Below are 19,302 nucleotides of genomic sequence, written 5' to 3' on the forward strand. Positions count from 1 at the left end.
GAGAATCCGATGCGAATGTGGTGGTTGAGTGCCGGTCTGGCCCTGTGTTGCCTGGCCCAGGGCGCGGCGGCGGGAACGTTGCTGGTTGTCGGCGATAGTATCAGTGCCGGTTTTGGCCTGGATACCCGCCAGGGATGGGTCGCGCTCCTGGAGCAACGCCTGAAGGACGAGGGTTTCACCGACCATGTGGTCAATGCCTCGATCAGTGGCGACACCAGTGCAGGTGGCCAGGCGCGGCTGCCGGCGCTGCTTGCAGCGCACAAGCCTGATCTGGTGGTGCTGGAGTTGGGCGGGAACGACGGGCTGCGTGGGCAACCTCCACAACAATTGCAACAAAATCTTGCCTCGATGATCGATCGCTCCCGTGAGGCCGGCGCCAAAGTGGTGTTGCTCGGCATGCGCTTGCCACCGAATTATGGCGTGCGCTACACCACCGCGTTCGCCCAGGTCTATGAGCAGTTGGCGAAGGAAAAGAAGGTGGCCTTGGTGCCGTTCTTTCTGGAGGGCATAGGTGGGGTGGCGGAGATGATGCAGGCCGATGGCATCCATCCGGCCGAGGGCGCCCAGCAGCGCTTGCTCGATAATGCCTGGCCGACGATAAAACCCTTGCTCTGACGCTTTTATCGGGGGCCGCTTTCGGCTAATGTTGCGCCCCCCGTTTCGAGTGCCCCCGATGCCACGCCCCGCCTGGTCCCTGTATGCCTACCAATTGATCGAGCCCGACGAGCAGCTCGACCTGTTCGCCTGCCAGGAAGTCCGTGTCCATCTCGCCGCCCGCCAGCTCGAACTGGGCGCTCCGGTCGACCGCACCTTGTGTGGCGGCTTGCTTCCGGCGCAGCCGCGCTGGTCGTCGGTCGAGCGCGCGGTCTATCGCGACGAACGCCTGTGCCCGCTATGCCGGGCCATTCTCGATGCCCAGCGGCGGGGTACGCGTCCGGTGTGGCCGGAGCTCTGAGCTCACCTTTCATCATTTGTAACCCTTGCAACGCCTGCCGATGCCTCCCGCTTGAATCCGGGCGGGTGTACAATCGAATGTCTTGAACCCTCTTTCGAAGGATTTACCGGATGTTGCCGCGCTTTCCCGCCGTCACCCGTTGCCTGTCCCTGGCCGCCTTGCTGCTGACCGGCCCTGCCGTCGCGCTGGAGCTGCCATTGCCACCGCCCGGCGAAGACGTCGTCGGCCAGGTCCGGACGATCAAGGCCAAGTACGAAGACACCTTCGCCGACATCGGCACCGCCAACGACCTGGGTTACCTGGAGATGATCGCCGCGAACCCTGGCGTCGATCCCTGGTTGCCTGGCGCCGGTACCGAAATCATCCTGCCGACCCGTTACGTCCTGCCACCCGGGCCACGCGAGGGGATCGTCATCAACCTGGCCGAGTACCGCCTGTACTACTATCCGAAAGGCGAGAACGTGGTGCACACCTTCCCGTTGGGGATCGGTCGTGAAGGCTGGGGTTCGCCGATCGCGGTCACCAAGATCACCGCCAAGACACCAAACCCGACCTGGACGCCGCCGGCCTCGATTCGCGCCGAACATGCCGCTGACGGCGATATCCTGCCTGCCGTCGTGCCGGCTGGCCCGGATAACCCGCTGGGTCCGTTCAAGTTCACCCTGGGCCTGCCGGGCTACCTGATCCACGGCTCGAACAAGAAGTTCGGCATCGGCATGCGCACCAGCCATGGCTGCTTCCGCATGCTCAACAACAATGTTGTGGCACTCTCCAAGATGGTGCCGGTGGGCACCCCGGTGCGGATCATCAACGAGCCTTACAAGTTCGGTGTGAGTGGTGGCAAAGTCTATCTCGAAGCTCACACGCCGTTGGACGACCATGGCAACCCGTCGGTGGTCGACAAACATACGGCCGTCATCAATGCGCTGCTCAAGCGTGAAGACCTGGCCAACAACCTGCGCATGAACTGGGACATGGTTCGTGACGTGGTGGCCGCCGAGGATGGCATGCCGGTCGAAATCGCCGTCCCGGTGAATGGCCAGGGTGCCGCACCGATGGTGTCGAGCATCCCGCCAGAGCTACAGTAAGCCCTCGCCTGCGTGAACCGAAAGGCCTGCCATCGTGCGGGCCTTTTTGTTTTCGGGTGACGGGAGTGGCGTGGAGAAGGGGCGTTCTTCGGGCAATAAAAAAGCCGGCCCACAAGTGGGCCGGCTCCATAACAATCCGTGAGGATTATTACTTGCGGCTGGCTTTGTCCAGCATACGCAGAGCGCGCTCGTTGGCTTCGTCAGCGGTCTGCTGAGCCTTCTGAGCGGCTGCCAGAGCGTCGTCAGCCTTACGGTAGGCTTCGTCAGCACGGGCTTGAGCGCGAGCTGCTGCGTCTTCAGTCGCAGTCAGACGAGCTTCGGTTTCTTTGGATACGCTGCTGCAACCGGTAGCCAGAACTGCGGCCAGAGCCAGAGCAGAGAATTTCAGAACGTTGTTCATCGTGTTCCCCTTCAAGGACTTTCTATTAAATAGCCATCTCTCGGAAAAGAGAAACTGGCCGGCGTACATAGTACCCATTACTTGTAGTAAGTAAACTGACAGAGCGCAAGAACTGCAAAAAAAATGTTGCCAGGGGCCGCGTGTGACGGGGTTTGTAAAGAAAGTGTGAAGGCCATGCAAATCGGCCGCAAGCGATTGTGCCAAGGAAACTTTTTGTTGAACTAAGGGTGACTTTCACGGTCCTCAAACGTCTTAACCCGTAGAACATCCGGCAGGCTGTTTGGTGTCGACCGGCGCCGGCGGCCCAACCCGCTTTCATGGAATTTTTAGCCCTGTGCACCTTGAGCAATCCCGCGTTGCACGCCTACTATTTGGGTGTCCCGGGCGTCGAACGATTGCTGATGGACCACGGTCCAAGGGGCATGAGTGGCGTTGAGGTTCCTCCGCCGGATAAACCATCGGTCAAGGCAAAGGTCTGCCAAAAGACCTGCGAGGAGTAGTGATGAGTGAAGCGCTGACCATCCACCATGACCAGGCTGGTCATCAGTTCGAGACCAATGTGGACGGTCATCGTGCCTACCTGACGTACATGGACCTGGGCAAGCAGACGCTGGATATCTATCGCACCTTCGTTCCCAACGCCCTGCGCGGTCGCGGTATCGCCGCGGCCCTGACTGAAAAGGCCCTTGAGTACGCCGAGCAGATGGGCTACACCGTCATTCCATCATGCTCATATGTCGAGCGTTACATGGAACGCCAGCAGCGCCATTCGACCAAGGCCTGAATCGACACCGCACCAACGAAAACGCCGGGCAGATGCCCGGCGTTTTCGTTGGTGCGTATCAGCCGCGCTGGCGCTTGGGCAGCACGTCCTTGAGCTTGGCGTGCATGCTGCGCAGGCTCTTCTCGGTGGCGGCCCAGTCGATGCAGGCGTCGGTCACCGAAACACCGTATTGCAGGTCTTCCAGGTTTTTCGGGATGGCCTGGCAGCCCCAGTTCAGGTGGCTTTCGACCATCAGGCCGATGATCGACTGGTTGCCTTCCAGAATCTGGTTGGCGACGTTCTCCATCACCAGCGGTTGCAGGGCCGGATCCTTGTTGGAGTTGGCGTGGCTGCAGTCGACCATGATGTTGGCCTTGATCTTGGCCTTGGCCAGATCCTGTTCGCACAGGGCAACGCTGACCGAATCGTAGTTGGGTTTGCCGTTGCCGCCACGCAGCACCACGTGGCCGTAGGCGTTGCCTTTGGTGGTGACGATCGACACGCCGCCTTCCTGGTTGATGCCCAGGAAGCGGTGGGGCTTGGACACCGACTGCAGGGCGTTGATCGCCACGGTCAGGCCGCCGTCGGTGCCGTTCTTGAAGCCGACTGCCGAAGACAGGCCCGAGGCCATTTCACGGTGGGTTTGCGATTCGGTGGTACGGGCACCGATGGCCGACCAGCTGATCAGGTCCTGCAGGTATTGCGGGGAGATCGGGTCGAGGGCTTCGGTCGCGGTCGGCAGACCCTTCTCGGCCAGGTCCAGCAGCAATTGGCGACCAATGTGCAGGCCGTCCTGGATCTTGAACGAGTCATCCAGGTACGGATCGTTGATCAAGCCTTTCCAGCCGACGGTGGTACGAGGCTTCTCGAAATACACCCGCATGACCAGATAGAGGGTGTCGGAGACTTCTTCGGCCAGTACCTTGAGGCGATCGGCGTACTCGTGGGCGGCCTTGATGTCGTGGATCGAGCAGGGGCCGATCACGACGAACAGGCGATGGTCCTTGCCGTCGAGGATGTTGCGCACCACTTCACGGCCGGCAGTCACGGTCTGCAGGGCCTTGGCGCTGAGGGGAATCTCTTTCTTCAGCTGATCGGGGGTGATCAGGGTCTCGTTGGAGGCAACGTTGAGGTCATCGATCGGTAAATCAGCCATCGTGTTACTCGTCAGGTCACGGGTGCCGGCCGCCAGCAAACCCCGTGCGGCCCAGCAGCAGATTGTTCGCAGCGGGGAGCCGAACCTTAGCGCGTTACATCGGGCGCGACAATGGGCAGGGGGCCGTCAGCGCTGAAAAGGTGCCCTGGCCGTGCGCGAGCTGCCTTGCAGGCCGATCGCGATACAAGGATCGCGCAGGGGGCTCGCCGAGGGGGTCGACATCAGGGGGTGTTCGCCCACCAGCGCTGCTTCGGAAAATTCGGCGCCATGCTGGGCGATCCACTGCTGCGCCAGCACCTGCGCCTGTTCGCCGTGCAGGTCATGTTGCTGGTGCACTTGGCAATAATGATGAATATGGCAAACCTGCTCACCCATGCGCGCGCCGAACAGGGCCTGGTCGTCGGTGAAGGCGATGCCCACGCGGTAGCCTGCATCCAGCTGCTGGCACCAGGCAACATAACCGGCATAACGCGCTTGTGCACCCAGTGAGGGAATGACCACTTCCACCGCAGTGCCGCGACGGTAGGCACGCGGGTGGTTGCAAGCGATGCCGCCAAGCCCCAGGGTATGCAGGTGCCGACGGAACAGGCTGGGAGACGGGCGAAGATTCAGCTCGAGCGGAATCCCGTCAGGGTGAGGCAGAAATCCACACATCGTCGACTCCGTGTCGATTATTTGACCTTTATCGCCTGAGTATAGTGAAGGATCGCAAACCGGCTGATTCGCTGTAAAAAATCGGACAGACAGTCATCGCTTCGACAGGAGAGCGGTATGGATCCTCGTAACAAACGCATCGGCATCATCGGTAGCGGTGCCATCGGTGGCTTCTATGGGCTGATGCTGGCGCGTGCCGGTTTTGACGTGCACTTTCTGCTGCGCAGCGAATATGGCGTGGTGCATGAGCACGGGCTTACGCTGCGCAGCGCTGTGCACGGGGAGTTGCAGATGGACGTCCAGGCTTATGCCTCGGCCAGCGACATGCCGCCGTGCGACTGGTTGCTGATCGGCACCAAGGCCACCAGCAACGCCGAATTGGCGCCGCTGATCGTCCAGGCGGCTGCGCCCGGTGCCAGGGTGGTGTTGCTGCAGAATGGCCTGGGCGTCGAGGAGCAGTTGCGTGGCGCGTTGCGCGACGACATGCACCTGCTCGGGGGGCTGTGCTTTATCTGTGTGAACCGTGAAGCGCCCGGGGTGATCCGCCACCAGGCGCTTGGCGCGGTCAACCTGGGTTACCACAGCGGTCCCAGCGATGACCGCGGCGCAGCCATCGTCGCCGAGGGCGCCGAATTGTTCCGCGCGGCGGGCGTCGACTCGCAGCCAATGGACAACCTCGCTCAAGCGCGCTGGCAGAAGCTGGTGTGGAATGTGCCGTACAACGGCCTGTCGGTGTTGCTGCAGGCCAGCACGACGCCTCTGATGACTGATCCCGACAGCCGCGCGCTGGTTCGCGGGCTGATGGCCGAAGTGGTCGAGGGCGCACGGGCCTGCGGGCATATCCTGCCGGAGGGCTATGCCGAGCACCTGTTCCGGGTCACCGAGCAGATGCCTGACTACTGGCCGAGCATGTACCACGATCACGCTCAGCAGCGGCCGCTGGAGTTGCAGGTGATCTACGGCGAGCCCCTGGCCCGTGCTCGCGAGGCCGGTTGCCACTTGCCGAAGATGGAGGCGCTGTACCAGGCGCTGGCGTTCATCGACCGGCGCAACTGCGCGGGCTGAAGCCTATGGCTGGCCGCTGCGCCGGACGGCGAAGCGGCTCTCCACGGCACTGCTAAGCTGTAGCTTGCTCTGCCCCCGCGGCAGTGGAGGAGGCCGAATGATCCGTTCCATGCTGTACGCCACCGATCTCGGCGTGTATGCGCCCTTCGTCATGCAACACGCCCTGGCCTTGGCGCGGACCTTCAACGCAGAGTTGTACGTGATCCACGCCGTCGAACCCATGGGCCAGTTCGCCGAGTCGTTGCTGCAAAGCTATCTCGATGAGCAGACCCTCGACCGCCTTCACTCCCAAGGGGTCAATACGGTGATGGCCAACATCGAGCAGCAGGTGCTGGAAAATTTTCGTGAGGAATTGGGCGAGGCGGCCGATCTGGCGGTGATCAAGGCCGTGCGAGTGCGCCAGGGCGATCCGGCGCAAGTGATTCTGGAGCAGGCCCAGCGCCTGGCGGTCGACCTGTTGATCTTCGGCAGTCACGCCGAGGGCGCGGGTGTCGATGTACCGATTGGTCGCACAGCGGTGCGGCTGCTGCAGCTGTCCCCGGTGCCGGTGTACATGGTGCCGTTGGCACAGCATTTGGGGCGTAGGAAAGTCTGATGCTGGCGGTAGGTCTTTTCCTTGGGGTGTAACAAAATAGTTCTAGATTTATTTCTCTTACCACTAATATAGTTATAAATCGTTGCTGCCAGCAGCCGGTGACCTACCGCTGATTCGAGGGGAATCTATGAAGCTTCAACAACTGCGCTATATCTGGGAAGTAGCGCACCACGACCTCAACGTCTCCGCGACTGCGCAGAGCTTGTACACGTCTCAGCCCGGGATCAGCAAGCAGATCCGTCTCCTCGAGGATGAACTGGGCGTAGAAGTCTTCGCCCGCAGCGGCAAGCACCTGACCCGCGTCACCCCGGCGGGCGAGCGCATCATCACCACTGCTGGCGAGATCCTGCGCAAGGTCGAAAGCATCAAGCAGATTGCCCAGGAGTTCTCCAACGAGAAAAAGGGCACGCTGTCCATCGCGACCACCCACACCCAGGCCCGTTATGCCCTGCCTCCGGTGATCAGCAACTTCATCAAGCAGTACCCCGAAGTATCCCTGCACATGCACCAGGGCTCGCCGATGCAGATCGCCGAGATGGCCGCTGACGGCACTGTCGATTTCGCAATCGCTACCGAGGCGCTGGAGCTGTTCGGCGATCTGATCATGATGCCGTGCTACAAATGGAATCGTTGCGTGGTGGTGCCCCAGGGGCATCCGCTGACCAAGCTGCCGAAGCTGACCCTCGAAGCGGTGGCCGAGTACCCGATCGTCACCTATGTGTTCGGTTTCACGGGCCGCTCCAAGCTCGATGAGGCGTTCAACCATCGCGGCCTGACGCCGAAGGTGGTGTTCACCGCCGCAGACGCCGACGTGATCAAGACGTACGTGCGCCTCGGTCTGGGCGTGGGTATCGTCGCGAAGATGGCGGTCGATCCGAAGCTCGACAGCGACCTGGTGTGCCTGGATGCGAGCGAGCTGTTCGAAGCCAGCATCACCAAGATCGGCTTCCGCCGTGGCACCTTCCTGCGTGGCTTCATGTGCGATTTCATCGAGAAGTTCGCACCGCACCTGACCCGCGAAGTGATGGCCAAGGCCATCCAGTGCCACAACAAGCAGGAGCTCGAAGAGCTGTTTGAAGGGGTTGAGTTACCCGTGCACTGAGTTGGCATGAAGCAGGGGCCACGTTGCGGCGCCGTCGCGGGGCGAGCCCGCGCCTACAGGTCTTGTGTAGGCGCGGGCTTGCCCCGTTTGTTTTCAGGCCTTGCTGATCAGGTTGCCCGCGTGCAATCCGCATTCCTTCTGCGTCGACTCCTCCCACCACCAGCGCCCCTCGCGCTCGTGCTGGTTCGGCAGCACCGGGCGGGTGCAAGGTTCGCAGCCGATGCTGATGAAGCCGCGCTCATGCAGGCTGTTGTACGGCAGCTCGAGCATGCGGATATAACCCCAGACTTCCGCGCTGCTCATCTGTGCCAGAGGGTTGAACTTGTACAGGGTGCGTTCGGGCGTCGAGAATGCCGAATCGATCTCCAGTGCTGCAACCTGGCTGCGGGTGCCAGGGCTCTGATCGCGGCGCTGGCCGGTTGCCCAGGCGCTGACGGTGGCCAGCTTGCGACGCAGCGGCTCGATCTTGCGGATGCCACAGCATTCGCCATGGCCATCCTTGTAGAAGCTGAACAGGCCCTTTTCCTTGACGAATGGGTCGAGCTTGGCGCGGTCCGGGCTGAGGATCTCGATCGGCAGGTTGTACTGCTCGCGAACCTGGTCGATGAAGCGGTAGGTTTCCGGGTGCAGGCGACCGGTGTCGAGGCTGAACACCTTGACTTGCTTGTTCAGCTTCCAGGCCATGTCGACCAGCACCACGTCCTCGGCACCGCTGAAGGAGATCCACAGGTCGTCGCCGAAGTGTTCGAAGGCGAGCTTGAGAATGTCCTGCGGGGACTTGCTGGCATAGGTCGCGGCCAGGGCGGCGACGTCGAAGGGTTGGCTCATCAGGCGGTTTCCATCGTGTGTATGGCGCTGTGCGCTCGTAATGGGTCGATGGTAACAAAAAATGGCGGGGTAGACGGGCTCGAATAGGTGACGCCCGCTTTGCGGGCGGATCATCGGCTATAGCCCCTGCAAGGTCTCCATCAGCACCCGCACTTTGGCGATCGACTCCTCGTACTCGGCCTCCCACGCCGAATCAGCCACCACCGCGCCACCGCCCCAGCAACTGACCTGACCCTCCTTGACCAGCAGGCTGCGGATGGCGATCGAGCTGTCCATCTCGCCGCGCACGTCGATGTATAGCAGCGAGCCGCAGTACAGGGCCCGGCGTGTCGGCTCCAGTTCATCGATGATCTGCATGGCACGGATCTTCGGAGCCCCGGTGATCGAGCCGCCGGGAAAACTGCCGGCGATCAGGTCCAGTGCATCCTTGTCGGCGGCCAGGCGCCCGGTGACGCTGCTGACCAGGTGGTGGACGTTGGGGTAGCTCTCGAGGCTGAACAGCTCCGGCACCTTCACCGAGCCGATCTCGCAGGTACGGCCGATGTCGTTGCGCAACAGGTCAACGATCATCAGGTTCTCCGAGCGGTCCTTGGTGCTGGCTTGCAGCTCGCGGGCGTTGCGCAGGTCTTGCTCCGGGTCTGTCGAGCGTGGTCGGGTGCCCTTGATCGGGCGGGTCTCGACGTCGCCCTGGCTGACGCGGATGAAGCGCTCCGGCGAAAAGCTCAGCAGTGCGCTGTCGGGACTCAGTTGCTGGAAGCCCGAGAAGGGCGTCGGGCAGGCGCTGCGCAGCGCCTGGTAGGCGTGCCACGGATCGCCCTGGCAGGGGGCGCGAAAGCGCTGGGTGAGGTTGATCTGGTAGCAGTCGCCGGCGTGGATATAGCGTTGTACCTGATCGAAGGCTGCGTGGTACTGCTCGGCACGAAGATCGCCCTGCATTGGAGACAGCAGCTTGAAGGTTCCGCTGAGTGGCGCGTCATCCTCCTCGAACAGGCGGATCAGGCGCTGGCGTTCGCTGTCGGCCAAGGCGGGATGGAACACCAATTGGCAGGTGCGCAGTTGGTGGTCGGTGATGGCGGCCCAGGCGTACAGGCCCAGTTGCGCATCGGGCAGGCCGAGGTCGTCTGTCGCCTGCTGCGGTAGATGCTCCAGGCGCCTGCCGAAGTCATAGCTCAGGTAGCCGATCAGTCCGCCGGCGAACGGCAGTTCGCTATCGTCGGGCAGTGTAGCCTCGCCGAGTCCTGCCAGGGCCTGGCGCAGCCGCTGCAGATAGTGTTCACCGCTTTCGCCGTCCTGCGCTTGCAGTTGTTGCAGTGGCCAGGCACTGAACAGGTCGAAGCGCCCGCGCTCGGCGACCGGGCGGGCGCTGTCGAGCAGGATGGCGCCGGGGGCCAGGCGCAAGCGGCTGAAGTAGTGCGCAGGGTCGGGTTGGTAGGGCAGGGGGTGCAGCGTACAGGTCGGCATCGGAATGGACGGCGATGAAAATCAAGGACGGGGATTGTAGGCCGCTGTAGGAAAAGTGCCTAGCACCAGTTGGAGCAGGCCGCCCCTGCAGGGACGGCCTGTCCTGGCATCATTGCTGGACGACGTGCCCGAACAGCCCCTGAGCCACTCGCACCCGGGTCTCGGCATCTTCGCTGATGCCGTCCTTGGCCAGCGCCTCGATATGCGCCTCGATGGCGTGGGTACGCTGGGTCAGGCCGCAGTCATTGGCGATCTGGATGTTAAGGCCGGGGCGGGCGTTGAGCTCAAGGATCAGCGGGCCTTTGTCCTGGTCCAGCACCATGTCCACGCCGATGTAGCCCAGCCCGCACAGCTCGTAGCAGCTGGCAGCCAGCTTCATGAAACCGTCCCAGTTCGGCAACTGCACGCCATCCACTGCGTTGGTGGTGTCCGGGTGTTTGCTGATGATCCGGTTCAGCCAGGTGCCGCGCAGGGTGACGCCGGTGGCGAGGTCCACGCCGACCCCGATCGCGCCCTGGTGCAGGTTGGCCTTGCCGCCGGACTGGCGGGTCGGCAGGCGCAACATGGCCATCACCGGGTAGCCCATCAGCACGATGATGCGGATGTCGGGTACACCTTCGTAGCTGATGCTCTTGAAGATCTGGTCCGGGGTGACGCGGTACTCGATCAGGGCGCGGTCGCGGTGCCCGCCCAGCGAATACAGCCCGGTGAGGATGCTCGAGATCTGGTGCTCGATTTCCTCATGGCTGATGATCTTGCCCGAGACCGTGCGGTAACGGTCCTCGAAGCGGTCGGCGACCACCAGGATGCCATCGCCGCCAGCGCCCTGCGCCGGCTTGATGACGAAGTCGCTGCGCCCGCCGATGATCTCGTCGAGCTTCTCGATCTCTTTTTCGGTTTCGATGATGCCGTACATCTCCGGCACATGGATGCCGGCCGCCAGTGCGCGCTCCTTGGTGATGATCTTGTCGTCGACGATCGGGTACAGGTGGCGCTTGTTGTACTTCAGGACATAGTCCGCGTTGCGCCGGTTGATACCCATGATGCCCCGGGCCTCCAGGGCTTTCCACGTCTTGATCAGTCCGAACATCAGGCGTCAGCCTTCTTCAGGAATGCCTTGAAGCGAACGAGCTCGGTCAGGCGGTAGCCGCGGTAGCGACCCATCGCCAGCATGAAGCCCACCAGGATCAGCAGCACTGCCGGGAAGGTGAAGACGAAGTACACGGCTTCCGGCACGGTCATCAGCAGGTGCGCCAAGGAGGCTGCGAACAGGGTGCCGACGGCGACTTTCATTGCATGGCCGCCGCCACGTTCCTCCCAAGTGATCGACAGGCGCTCGATGGTCATGGTCAGGATCACCATCGGGAACAGTGCCACCGACAGCCCGCGTTCCAGGCCCAGCTTGTGGCTGAACAGGCTGATCGCGGCGATCAGCACCACGACGAAGGTCAGCACCACCGACAGGCGCGGCAGCATCTGCAGCTTCAGGTGTTCAAGATAGGAGCGCAGCGAAAGGCCCAGGGCGGTGATCACCGTGAACAGCACGATGCCGAAGCCCAACTGCGTTTCGCGGAAGGCCAGGGCAATCAGCACCGGAGTGAAGGTGCCGAGGGTCTGAATGCCGATCAGGTTGCGCAGTACGAGGATGACCAACACGCCGATCGGGATCATCACCATGATCATGAAGGTCTGCTGGGTTTGCAGCGGCAGGCCGTACAGGGAGTACTCGAGGAAGTCGGCGTCGGTGTTCTCGTCGGTCAGCTTGGCCAGGCGGATGGCGTTCATCTCGCTGTTGTTCATGCTGAAGGTGACGGTGGCCTTCTTGCCGCCATCGACGGTGATCAGGTTTTCATCGCCGGTCCACCACAGCAGGCGGTCATTGGGCAGGCCCTGTTCGCCGGTTTCCGGGTTGAAGTACAGCCAGGCGTTGCCGTTGAAGCTGCGCAGCCATAGTTCAGGGCTTTGCGGGGTGTCGGCAACCAGGCGGATGGTGTGGACCTTTTCCATCGGCACGTGGGCTATCGACAGCAGCAGGTCGATGACCTGGGCTTTCTTCATGGGGGAGTTGTCGCCGGCCAGCAGCAGCTTGGCGTTGTCATCGTTGGGGTTGTTGACGCGCTTGATGGTCTCGCTGACGAAGGTCTCGACGTCGGCAGAGTGCTGGCGGATCGGTGCCATCAGCGCTTCGGCGGCAATTTTCTCGGGGCCTTCGACCGCCAGGCTGTCACGGAAGGTCGGGCCCTTGATCTTGGCTTTTTCGGTGCTGTAGCGCTTGGTCAGGACCAGGCGGTAGTAGAGGGTCTGATTGCCGCTGGCGCGGCGAGCCGACCAGGTGACCTTGCGATTGCCATCGGTGCGGTTGACGCTGACCCCGTAGTTGTTGGAGATGAAGCTCTCGTTGAGGCTCACGTAGTCGCGGTTCAGCGGCGGCACGAACATCTGGATCTTTACCGGGTCCTTGGGACTGGCAACGAACTCGACCTTGGCGTCGATGTTCCACAGGTCGTCGGTCTCGTCTTCGGTTACCGGGATGCCCAGGATGAAGATCTGGTAGCAGGTGACCGTCACGCCCAGCAGCACCAGGACGGTGATCAGGACTTTCAGGTGCAGGGTAAGAGAGCGCATCGGAATTACTCTACTTTGGGAGCTTCGGTGGCACAGGCAGGTTTGCCGGCCGCGTATTTGAGGCTGGGGTCGACCAGCGCGTCGAAGTGCTTGAGTGCCTCGGAGCCGATCAGCAGCGGGAACTGGAAGGCGCTGCGGTCGGTGAGGTTGACTTCGATGGTGCGCAGGGCCTGGCCCATGCAGATGTTCAGTTCGATCACCGGGCGGGCGGTGTAGGCCTTGCCTTCGTCCGGATTGTAGTCACCGGCGCGCCGCTTGATCTTGCTCACGCGGGCCAGTGGGCGTTCGATGGGGTGCTTGTGGGCGGCGTCGATGGCCAGGTAGAAACGCACCCAGCTTTCGCCGTCGCGCTTGAAGCGCTTGATGTCGCGCGCGCTGAGCGAGGCGGTCTTGGCGCCGGTATCGAGCTTGGCGGCCACTTCAAGGTCAAGATCGCCCAGGCGGGCGTACTCGTTCAGGCCGTACACGGTCTTTTCGGCCGCATGGCCAAGCGCCGGCAGCAAGGCGAGGCTGAACAACAGTGAATAAAACGTGGGTCTCATAGTCCTGGCGCGGTGCTGTCTGTGTTCGGGGCAGGGCGCAAGCGCCTCGTTCATCTGTCAACAGCATGAAATGATGACAGGCACACTATCCGTAATCCTTGGGAAGCGCGGCATTCTATCACGCCGACGTCTTGACGCCAGCGCGCTGCGATCTGACCGCGGCAGCGTGGGGTAAGTTCGTTATTAGACAATTGTCGACAATGTTGTTTTTGTCTTTGACTGCGCGCCTTTATTTGGCTAGTTTTGGCGCTATCAACTTACAAGGTGTCGACAATCATGCTGGAAGCGCCCCAGGCCCTCGCACCGGTTGCAGATGATTCCGAAACGCTTTCAGAGAATGTCTTTCGGCGCATCCAGGCGGCCATCGTGAAGGGGGATATCGCCCCGGGCAGCAAGATTTCCGAGCCGGAGCTGGCTCGCACCTACGGCATCAGTCGCGGTCCGTTGCGCGAGGCCATTCATCGACTGGAGGGCCAGCGCCTGCTGGTGCGTGTGCCGCATGTCGGTGCACGGGTGGTATCGCTCAACCACGCCGAGCTGATCGAGCTGTACGAAATCCGCGAATCGCTCGAAGGCATGGCCTGCAGGCTCGCCGCTGAACGCATGAGCGTGGCCCAGATCGACGAACTGCGCCAAGTGCTCGATACCCACGAGCGCGATGCGGCATTCCAGGCCGGGCTTGGCTACTACCAACAGGAAGGCGATTTCGACTTTCACTATCGGATCATCCAGGGCAGCGGCAACCAGACCCTGGTCAAGATGCTGTGTGGCGAGCTGTACCAGCTGGTGCGCATGTACCGCATCCAGTTCTCGGCCACCCCCAACCGTCCGCGCCAGGCTTTCGCCGAACACCACCGCATACTCGATGCCATCGCCGACCGTGACGGCGAGCTGGCCGAACTCCTGATGCGCCGCCATATCGGTGCGTCCAAGCGCAATATCGAGCGTCACTACCAGGACGCCCACAACAACAGCCCACGAGGTGAGTCATGACTGTGAAGAGCACCCCCGGTCAGCGTTTTCGCGACGCCGTAGCCGCCGAGCATCCGCTGCAGGTAGTCGGAGCCATCAACGCCAACCATGCGCTGCTGGCCAAGCGCGCCGGGTTCAAGGCCATCTACCTGTCCGGTGGCGGGGTCGCTGCCGGCTCCCTGGGGCTGCCGGACCTGGGCATCAGCGGGCTGGACGACGTGCTGACCGATGTTCGCCGGATCACCGATGTGTGCGACCTGCCGCTGCTGGTGGATGTCGACACCGGCTTTGGTGCCTCGGCGTTCAACGTCGCCCGCACGGTGCGCTCGATGTGCAAGTTCGGCGCCGCGGCCATTCACATCGAGGACCAGGTCGGCGCCAAGCGCTGTGGTCATCGGCCGAACAAGGAGATCGTCTCGCAGCAGGAGATGGTCGACCGGATCAAGGCAGCGGTGGATGCGCGCACTGACGACAGCTTCGTGATCATGGCACGTACCGACGCCCTGGCAGTGGAAGGCTTGAATGCGGCATTGGACCGTGCCGAGGCGTGCATCGAGGCCGGCGCCGACATGATCTTCCCCGAAGCCATCACCGAGCTGCAGATGTACAAGACCTTCGCCGACCGGGTGAAGGCGCCGATCCTGGCCAATATCACCGAGTTTGGTGCCACGCCGCTGTACACCACCGACGAGCTGGCGTCGGTCGATGTGTCGCTGGTGCTGTACCCACTGTCGGCGTTCCGCGCCATGAACAAGGCTGCCGAGAACGTCTACGCCGCCCTGCGCCGCGACGGCACGCAGAAGAATGTGATCGACACCATGCAGACCCGCATGGAGCTCTACGATGCCATTGGTTATCACGCGTTCGAGCAGAGCCTCGATGCGCTGTTTGCGCAGAAGAAGGGCTGAAGGTCAAAGATTCGCGTTGGAGCGGCTGGCCTCTTCGCGGGTGAACCCGCTCCCACAAGTACGGCGTGATGCTCGATGCCTGGGGAACCCTGTGGGAGCGGGTTTACCCGCGAAGGGGTCGGCCCAAGTTTCAACGATTAGCCAGATTTCCATAACAAGTTCAAGAAAGGAGAAACACCATGGCCGAAGCAAAAGTACTCAGTGGTGCCGGCCTGCGTGGCCAGGTGGCCGGGCAGACCGCGCTGTCGACCGTGGGCCAGGCCGGTGCCGGCCTGACCTATCGTGGCTACGACGTGCGCGACCTGGCCGCTGGCGCCGAGTTCGAGGAAGTCGCCTACCTGCTGCTCTATGGTGAGCTGCCGAGCAAGGCCGAGCTGGATGACTACAAACACAAGCTCAAGGGACTGCGCGACCTGCCGCAAGCGCTCAAGGAAGTGCTCGAACGCATCCCGCGCGACGCCCATCCAATGGACGTGATGCGCACGGGCTGCTCGGTGCTCGGTACCCTGGAGCCGGAGCTGACCTTCGAGGCCCAGCGCGACAAGACCGATCGCCTGCTGGCACTGTTCCCGGCGGTGATGTGCTACTGGTACCGCTTCACCCACCACGGCGTGCGCATCGACTGCAGCAGCGACGAGGACACCCTCGGTGGCCACTTCCTGCACCTGCTGCACGGCAAGAAGCCGAGCGAGCTGCACGTGAAGGTGATGAACGTCTCGCTGATCCTTTACGCCGAGCACGAATTCAACGCCTCGACCTTCACTGCACGGGTCTGTGCCTCGACCCTGTCAGACCTGTACTCCTGCGTCACGGCCGCCATCGGCTCGCTGCGCGGCCCGTTGCACGGTGGTGCCAACGAGGCGGCGATGGAGCTGATCGAGCGCTTCCAGAGTCCGCAGGAGGCGACCGCCGAGCTGCTGCGCATGCTCGAGCGCAAGGACAAGATCATGGGCTTCGGCCACGCCATCTACAAAGAGTCCGACCCGCGCAACGAGGTGATCAAGGGCTGGTCGAAGCAGTTGGCCGACGAGGTGGGCGACACGGTGCTGTACCCGGTATCCGAGGCCATCGACAAGACCATGTGGGAGCAGAAGCGCTTGTTCCCCAACGCCGATTTCTACCATGCCTCGGCGTACCACTTCATGGGCATCCCGACCAAGCTGTTCACCCCGATCTTCGTCTGCTCGCGCCTGACAGGCTGGGCGGCGCACGTGTTCGAGCAGCGCGCCAACAACCGCATCATTCGTCCGAGCGCCGAGTACACCGGCGTCGAGCAGCGCCAGTTCGTGCCGATCGACAAGCGCTGACAAAAGGCGCGCCGCGCGCCCTGTAGGAGCGGGCTTGCCCCGCGATAGTGTCAGACCAGACAGCATCATTGGCACGACTGACGCCATCGCGGGACAAGCCCGCTCCTACAAGAGCGACCGCGGCCCTTGGATAACCGTGACCGAGCCTGATAACGATATGAACACCGCATACCGCAAGAACCTGCCAGGTACTGCCCTGGACTACTTCGACACCCGCGCGGCGGTCGAGGCGATCAAGCCCGGCGCCTACGACGGCCTTCCCTATACCTCCCGCGTGCTCGCCGAAAACCTGGTACGCCGCTGCGATCCGGCCACCCTCGACGCCTCGCTCGGACAATTGATCGAGCGCAAGCGCGACCTCGACTTCCCCTGGTTCCCGGCGCGCGTGGTGTGCCACGACATTCTCGGCCAGACCGCCCTGGTCGACCTGGCGGGCCTGCGCGATGCCATCGCCGACAAGGGTGGCGATCCAGCGCAGGTCAATCCAGTGGTGCCGGTGCAATTGATCGTCGACCACTCGCTGGCCGTGGAGTGCGGCGGTTTCGATCCGCAAGCATTCGAGAAGAACCGCGCCATCGAAGACCGTCGCAACGAAGACCGTTTCCACTTCATCAACTGGACCAAGCAGGCGTTCAAGAACGTCGACGTGATCCAGCCGGGCAACGGCATCATGCACCAGATCAACCTGGAGAAGATGTCGCCAGTGATCCACAGCGATCGCGGCGTGGCCTACCCGGACACTTGCGTCGGCACCGACAGTCACACGCCGCATGTGGACGCCCTGGGCGTGATCGCCATCGGCGTGGGTGGCCTTGAGGCCGAGAACGTCATGCTCGGTCGCGCCTCGTGGATGCGCCTGCCGGAAATCGTCGGCGTCGAGCTGACCGGTCGACTGGCACCGAACATCACCGCTACCGACCTGGTACTGGCTCTGACCGAGTTCCTGCGCAAGCAGAAAGTGGTTGGCGCCTACCTCGAATTCCATGGCGAGGGTGCCCGGGCGCTGACCCTGGGCGACCGTGCCACCATTTCCAACATGGCACCTGAATACGGCGCCACTGCGGCGATGTTCGCCATCGACCAGCAGACCATCGACTACCTGCGCCTGACCGGTCGTGATGACCAGCAGGTGCAACTGGTCGAGACCTACGCCAAGGTCGCCGGCCTTTGGGCCGACAGCCTGGCCAAGGCCGAATACGAGCGCACGCTGACCTTCGACCTGTCAAGTGTGGTGCGCAACATGGCCGGCCCGTCCAACCCGCACGCCCGCGTGGCTACCAGCGATCTGGCGGCAAAGGGCATTGCCGGGGCTTGGGAAGAAGTGCCGGGGCAGATGCCCGATGGTGCAGTGATCATCGCCGCCATCACCAGTTGCACCAACACCAGCAACCCGCGCAACGTCATCGCCGCCGGCCTGCTGGCGCGTAACGCCAACCGGCTCGGCCTGGTGCGCAAACCCTGGGTCAAATCCTCGCTGGCGCCGGGCTCCAAGGCGGTACAGCTGTATCTGAAAGAGGCCGGCCTGGAACAGGAACTCGAGCAGTTGGGCTTCGGTATCGTCGCCTTCGCCTGCACCACCTGCAATGGCATGTCTGGCGCACTGGATCCGGTGATCCAGCAGGAGATCATTGACCGTGATCTCTATGCCACGGCAGTGCTCTCGGGCAACCGCAACTTCGACGGGCGTATCCATCCCTACGCCAAGCAGGCGTTCCTGGCGTCGCCGCCGCTGGTGGTGGCCTACGCCATCGCCGGCACCATCCGCTTCGATATCGAGAAGGATGTACTGGGCGTGGTCGACGGCAAGGAAATCCGCCTGAAGGATATCTGGCCGAGCGATGAAGAGATCGACGCGGTGGTACGTGCTTCGGTCAAGCCCGAGCAGTTCCGCCAGGTGTACATCCCGATGTTCACCATCGAGGAAGACAAGGGGCCGAAGGTTGCGCCGTTGTACGAATGGCGCCCGATGAGCACCTATATTCGGCGTCCCCCTTACTGGGAAGGCGCCCTGGCCGGCGAGCGCACCCTGCGCGGCATGCGTCCGCTGGCGGTGCTGCCGGACAACATCACCACCGACCACCTGTCGCCGTCGAACGCCATCATGCTCGACAGCGCGGCGGGCGAGTACCTGGCGAAGATGGGCCTGCCGGAGGAGGACTTCAACTCCTACGCCACCCACCGCGGCGACCACCTCACCGCGCAGCGCGCAACCTTCGCCAACCCCAAGCTGTTCAACGAGATGGTGCGCAAGGAAGACGGCAGCGTGAAGCAGGGCTCGCTGGCGCGTATCGAGCCGGAGGGCAAGGTGACGCGCATGTGGGAGGCGATCGAGACCTACATGGCGCGCAAGCAGCCGCTGATCATTGTCGCCGGTGCCGACTACGGGCAGGGCTCGTCGCGGGACTGGGCGGCCAAGGGCGTGCGTCTGGCGGGCGTCGAGGCGATCGTCGCCGAAGGCTTCGAGCGCATCCACCGTACCAACCTGATCGGCATGGGTGTGTTGCCGCTGGAGTTCCAGCCGGGCACAACGCGCGTGACCCTGGGCCTGGACGGCAGCGAGACCTACGATGTGGTCGGTGCGCGCACGCCGCGCGCAACCCTGACGCTGGTGGTGACCCGCCGCGATGGAGAGCGTGTCGAAGTGCCGGTGACCTGCCGTCTGGACACCGCTGAAGAAGTGTCGATCTACGAGGCGGGCGGGGTGCTGCAGCGCTTTGCCCAGGACTTCCTCGAAGCGACGGCCTAATGACCTGAACCCTGCCTTTACTCTGTAGGAGCGGGCTAGTCCCGCGATTGCGTCAGCAGGAGCAATATCGCTGTCTGTTCTGACGCCATCGCGGGGCAAGCCCGCTCCCACAGGGGGGGTGTGGGGCCTTGAAGG

The 19,302-nt window shown here is 62.8% G+C and carries 18 protein-coding genes and 1 pseudogene; 11 read left to right on the plus strand and 8 right to left on the minus strand.

Annotated elements, in window-relative coordinates:
- The first annotated feature begins 9 nt into the window (after window positions 1-9).
- The 3 genes from IAE40_RS12230 to IAE40_RS12240 all read left to right on the plus strand — a co-directional run bounded on the left by IAE40_RS12230 (window position 10) and on the right by IAE40_RS12240 (window position 2,043).
- On the plus strand, window positions 10-615 hold the full coding sequence (locus tag IAE40_RS12230) for an arylesterase (protein WP_200603243.1): 606 nt from the start codon (window positions 10-12) through the stop codon (window positions 613-615).
- Between the two features lie 58 nt (window positions 616-673).
- Window positions 674-955 carry a hypothetical protein gene (locus tag IAE40_RS12235; RefSeq protein WP_054895440.1) on the plus strand — a complete coding sequence of 94 codons (282 nt, stop codon included), beginning with the start codon at window positions 674-676 and terminating at the stop codon, window positions 953-955.
- A gap of 110 nt (window positions 956-1,065) precedes the next feature.
- Window positions 1,066-2,043, plus strand: coding sequence for a L,D-transpeptidase family protein (locus IAE40_RS12240; RefSeq protein ID WP_197890063.1), 978 nt, complete (start codon window positions 1,066-1,068; stop codon window positions 2,041-2,043).
- Window positions 2,044-2,191: 148 nt separating this feature from the next.
- On the opposite strand, the gene oprI is transcribed toward IAE40_RS12240, so the two are convergent.
- Window positions 2,192-2,443, minus strand: coding sequence for an outer membrane lipoprotei OprI (oprI, locus tag IAE40_RS12245; RefSeq protein WP_003259780.1), 252 nt, complete (start codon window positions 2,441-2,443; stop codon window positions 2,192-2,194).
- Window positions 2,444-2,945: 502 nt separating this feature from the next.
- Between oprI and IAE40_RS12250 the strand changes: the two genes are divergently transcribed.
- A complete protein-coding gene (locus IAE40_RS12250) occupies window positions 2,946-3,227 on the plus strand; it encodes a GNAT family N-acetyltransferase (RefSeq protein ID WP_054895442.1) in 282 nt (93 codons plus the stop codon).
- Window positions 3,228-3,285: 58 nt separating this feature from the next.
- Here IAE40_RS12250 and IAE40_RS12255 read toward each other — a convergent pair whose 3' ends face one another.
- Window positions 3,286-4,362, minus strand: a complete 1,077-nt coding sequence (locus IAE40_RS12255; RefSeq protein ID WP_054895443.1) for a 3-deoxy-7-phosphoheptulonate synthase — start codon at window positions 4,360-4,362, stop codon at window positions 3,286-3,288.
- Window positions 4,363-4,599: 237 nt separating this feature from the next.
- Window positions 4,600-5,016: pseudogene (locus IAE40_RS12260) on the minus strand (PilZ domain-containing protein); the annotation flags it as partial.
- Window positions 5,017-5,133: 117 nt separating this feature from the next.
- Here IAE40_RS12260 and IAE40_RS12265 point away from each other — a divergent pair.
- The 3 genes from IAE40_RS12265 (at window position 5,134) to cysB (ending at window position 7,778) form a co-directional block, all read left to right on the plus strand.
- Entirely contained in the window at window positions 5,134-6,081 is a 948-nt protein-coding gene (locus IAE40_RS12265) for a putative 2-dehydropantoate 2-reductase (protein WP_063544137.1), read from the plus strand.
- Window positions 6,082-6,178: 97 nt separating this feature from the next.
- Complete coding sequence (locus IAE40_RS12270) at window positions 6,179-6,676, plus strand: universal stress protein (RefSeq protein ID WP_054895445.1); 498 nt, start codon at window positions 6,179-6,181, stop codon at window positions 6,674-6,676.
- 127 nt (window positions 6,677-6,803) lie between these two features.
- The gene (gene cysB / locus IAE40_RS12275; protein ID WP_054895446.1) at window positions 6,804-7,778 is read left to right on the plus strand and encodes an HTH-type transcriptional regulator CysB; all 975 of its coding nucleotides are present in this window, start codon (window positions 6,804-6,806) and stop codon (window positions 7,776-7,778) included.
- A 93-nt stretch (window positions 7,779-7,871) separates the two neighbouring features.
- Here the strand turns inward: cysB and IAE40_RS12280 are convergent, their stop codons facing one another.
- The 5 genes from IAE40_RS12280 to rloA form a co-directional block, all read right to left on the minus strand.
- Window positions 7,872-8,606: a phosphoadenylyl-sulfate reductase gene (locus IAE40_RS12280; RefSeq protein ID WP_054895447.1), complete on the minus strand. Its 735-nt coding sequence runs from the start codon at window positions 8,604-8,606 to the stop codon at window positions 7,872-7,874.
- 117 nt (window positions 8,607-8,723) lie between these two features.
- Window positions 8,724-10,067, minus strand: a complete 1,344-nt coding sequence (pabB, locus tag IAE40_RS12285) for an aminodeoxychorismate synthase component I (RefSeq protein WP_200603244.1) — start codon at window positions 10,065-10,067, stop codon at window positions 8,724-8,726.
- A 109-nt stretch (window positions 10,068-10,176) separates the two neighbouring features.
- The gene (locus IAE40_RS12290) at window positions 10,177-11,157 is read right to left on the minus strand and encodes an alpha-L-glutamate ligase-like protein (RefSeq protein WP_063544141.1); all 981 of its coding nucleotides are present in this window, start codon (window positions 11,155-11,157) and stop codon (window positions 10,177-10,179) included.
- Entirely contained in the window at window positions 11,157-12,692 is a 1,536-nt protein-coding gene (gene rloB, locus IAE40_RS12295; RefSeq protein ID WP_063544143.1) for an osmotic stress tolerance membrane protein RloB, read from the minus strand. Before rloB ends, IAE40_RS12290 begins: the two co-directional genes overlap by 1 nt.
- A gap of 5 nt (window positions 12,693-12,697) precedes the next feature.
- Complete coding sequence (rloA, locus tag IAE40_RS12300) at window positions 12,698-13,234, minus strand: retropepsin-like aspartic peptidase RloA (protein WP_054895451.1); 537 nt, start codon at window positions 13,232-13,234, stop codon at window positions 12,698-12,700.
- A 276-nt stretch (window positions 13,235-13,510) separates the two neighbouring features.
- On the opposite strand from rloA, the gene IAE40_RS12305 reads away from it, so the two are divergent.
- The 4 genes from IAE40_RS12305 to acnD all read left to right on the plus strand — a co-directional run bounded on the left by IAE40_RS12305 (window position 13,511) and on the right by acnD (window position 19,167).
- Window positions 13,511-14,227, plus strand: a complete 717-nt coding sequence (locus tag IAE40_RS12305) for a GntR family transcriptional regulator (protein WP_054895452.1) — start codon at window positions 13,511-13,513, stop codon at window positions 14,225-14,227.
- The gene (prpB, locus tag IAE40_RS12310; protein WP_054895453.1) at window positions 14,224-15,114 is read left to right on the plus strand and encodes a methylisocitrate lyase; all 891 of its coding nucleotides are present in this window, start codon (window positions 14,224-14,226) and stop codon (window positions 15,112-15,114) included. The genes IAE40_RS12305 and prpB overlap by 4 nt, the downstream gene beginning before the upstream one ends.
- A gap of 179 nt (window positions 15,115-15,293) precedes the next feature.
- Window positions 15,294-16,421, plus strand: coding sequence for a bifunctional 2-methylcitrate synthase/citrate synthase (gene prpC / locus IAE40_RS12315; protein ID WP_197890080.1), 1,128 nt, complete (start codon window positions 15,294-15,296; stop codon window positions 16,419-16,421).
- A 157-nt stretch (window positions 16,422-16,578) separates the two neighbouring features.
- A complete protein-coding gene (gene acnD / locus IAE40_RS12320) occupies window positions 16,579-19,167 on the plus strand; it encodes a Fe/S-dependent 2-methylisocitrate dehydratase AcnD (protein WP_063544147.1) in 2,589 nt (862 codons plus the stop codon).
- Window positions 19,168-19,302: the final 135 nt, after the last annotated feature.

Source organism: Pseudomonas sp. S44 (genome assembly GCF_016624805.1).
Lineage (GTDB): Bacteria > Pseudomonadota > Gammaproteobacteria > Pseudomonadales > Pseudomonadaceae > Aquipseudomonas > Aquipseudomonas machongensis.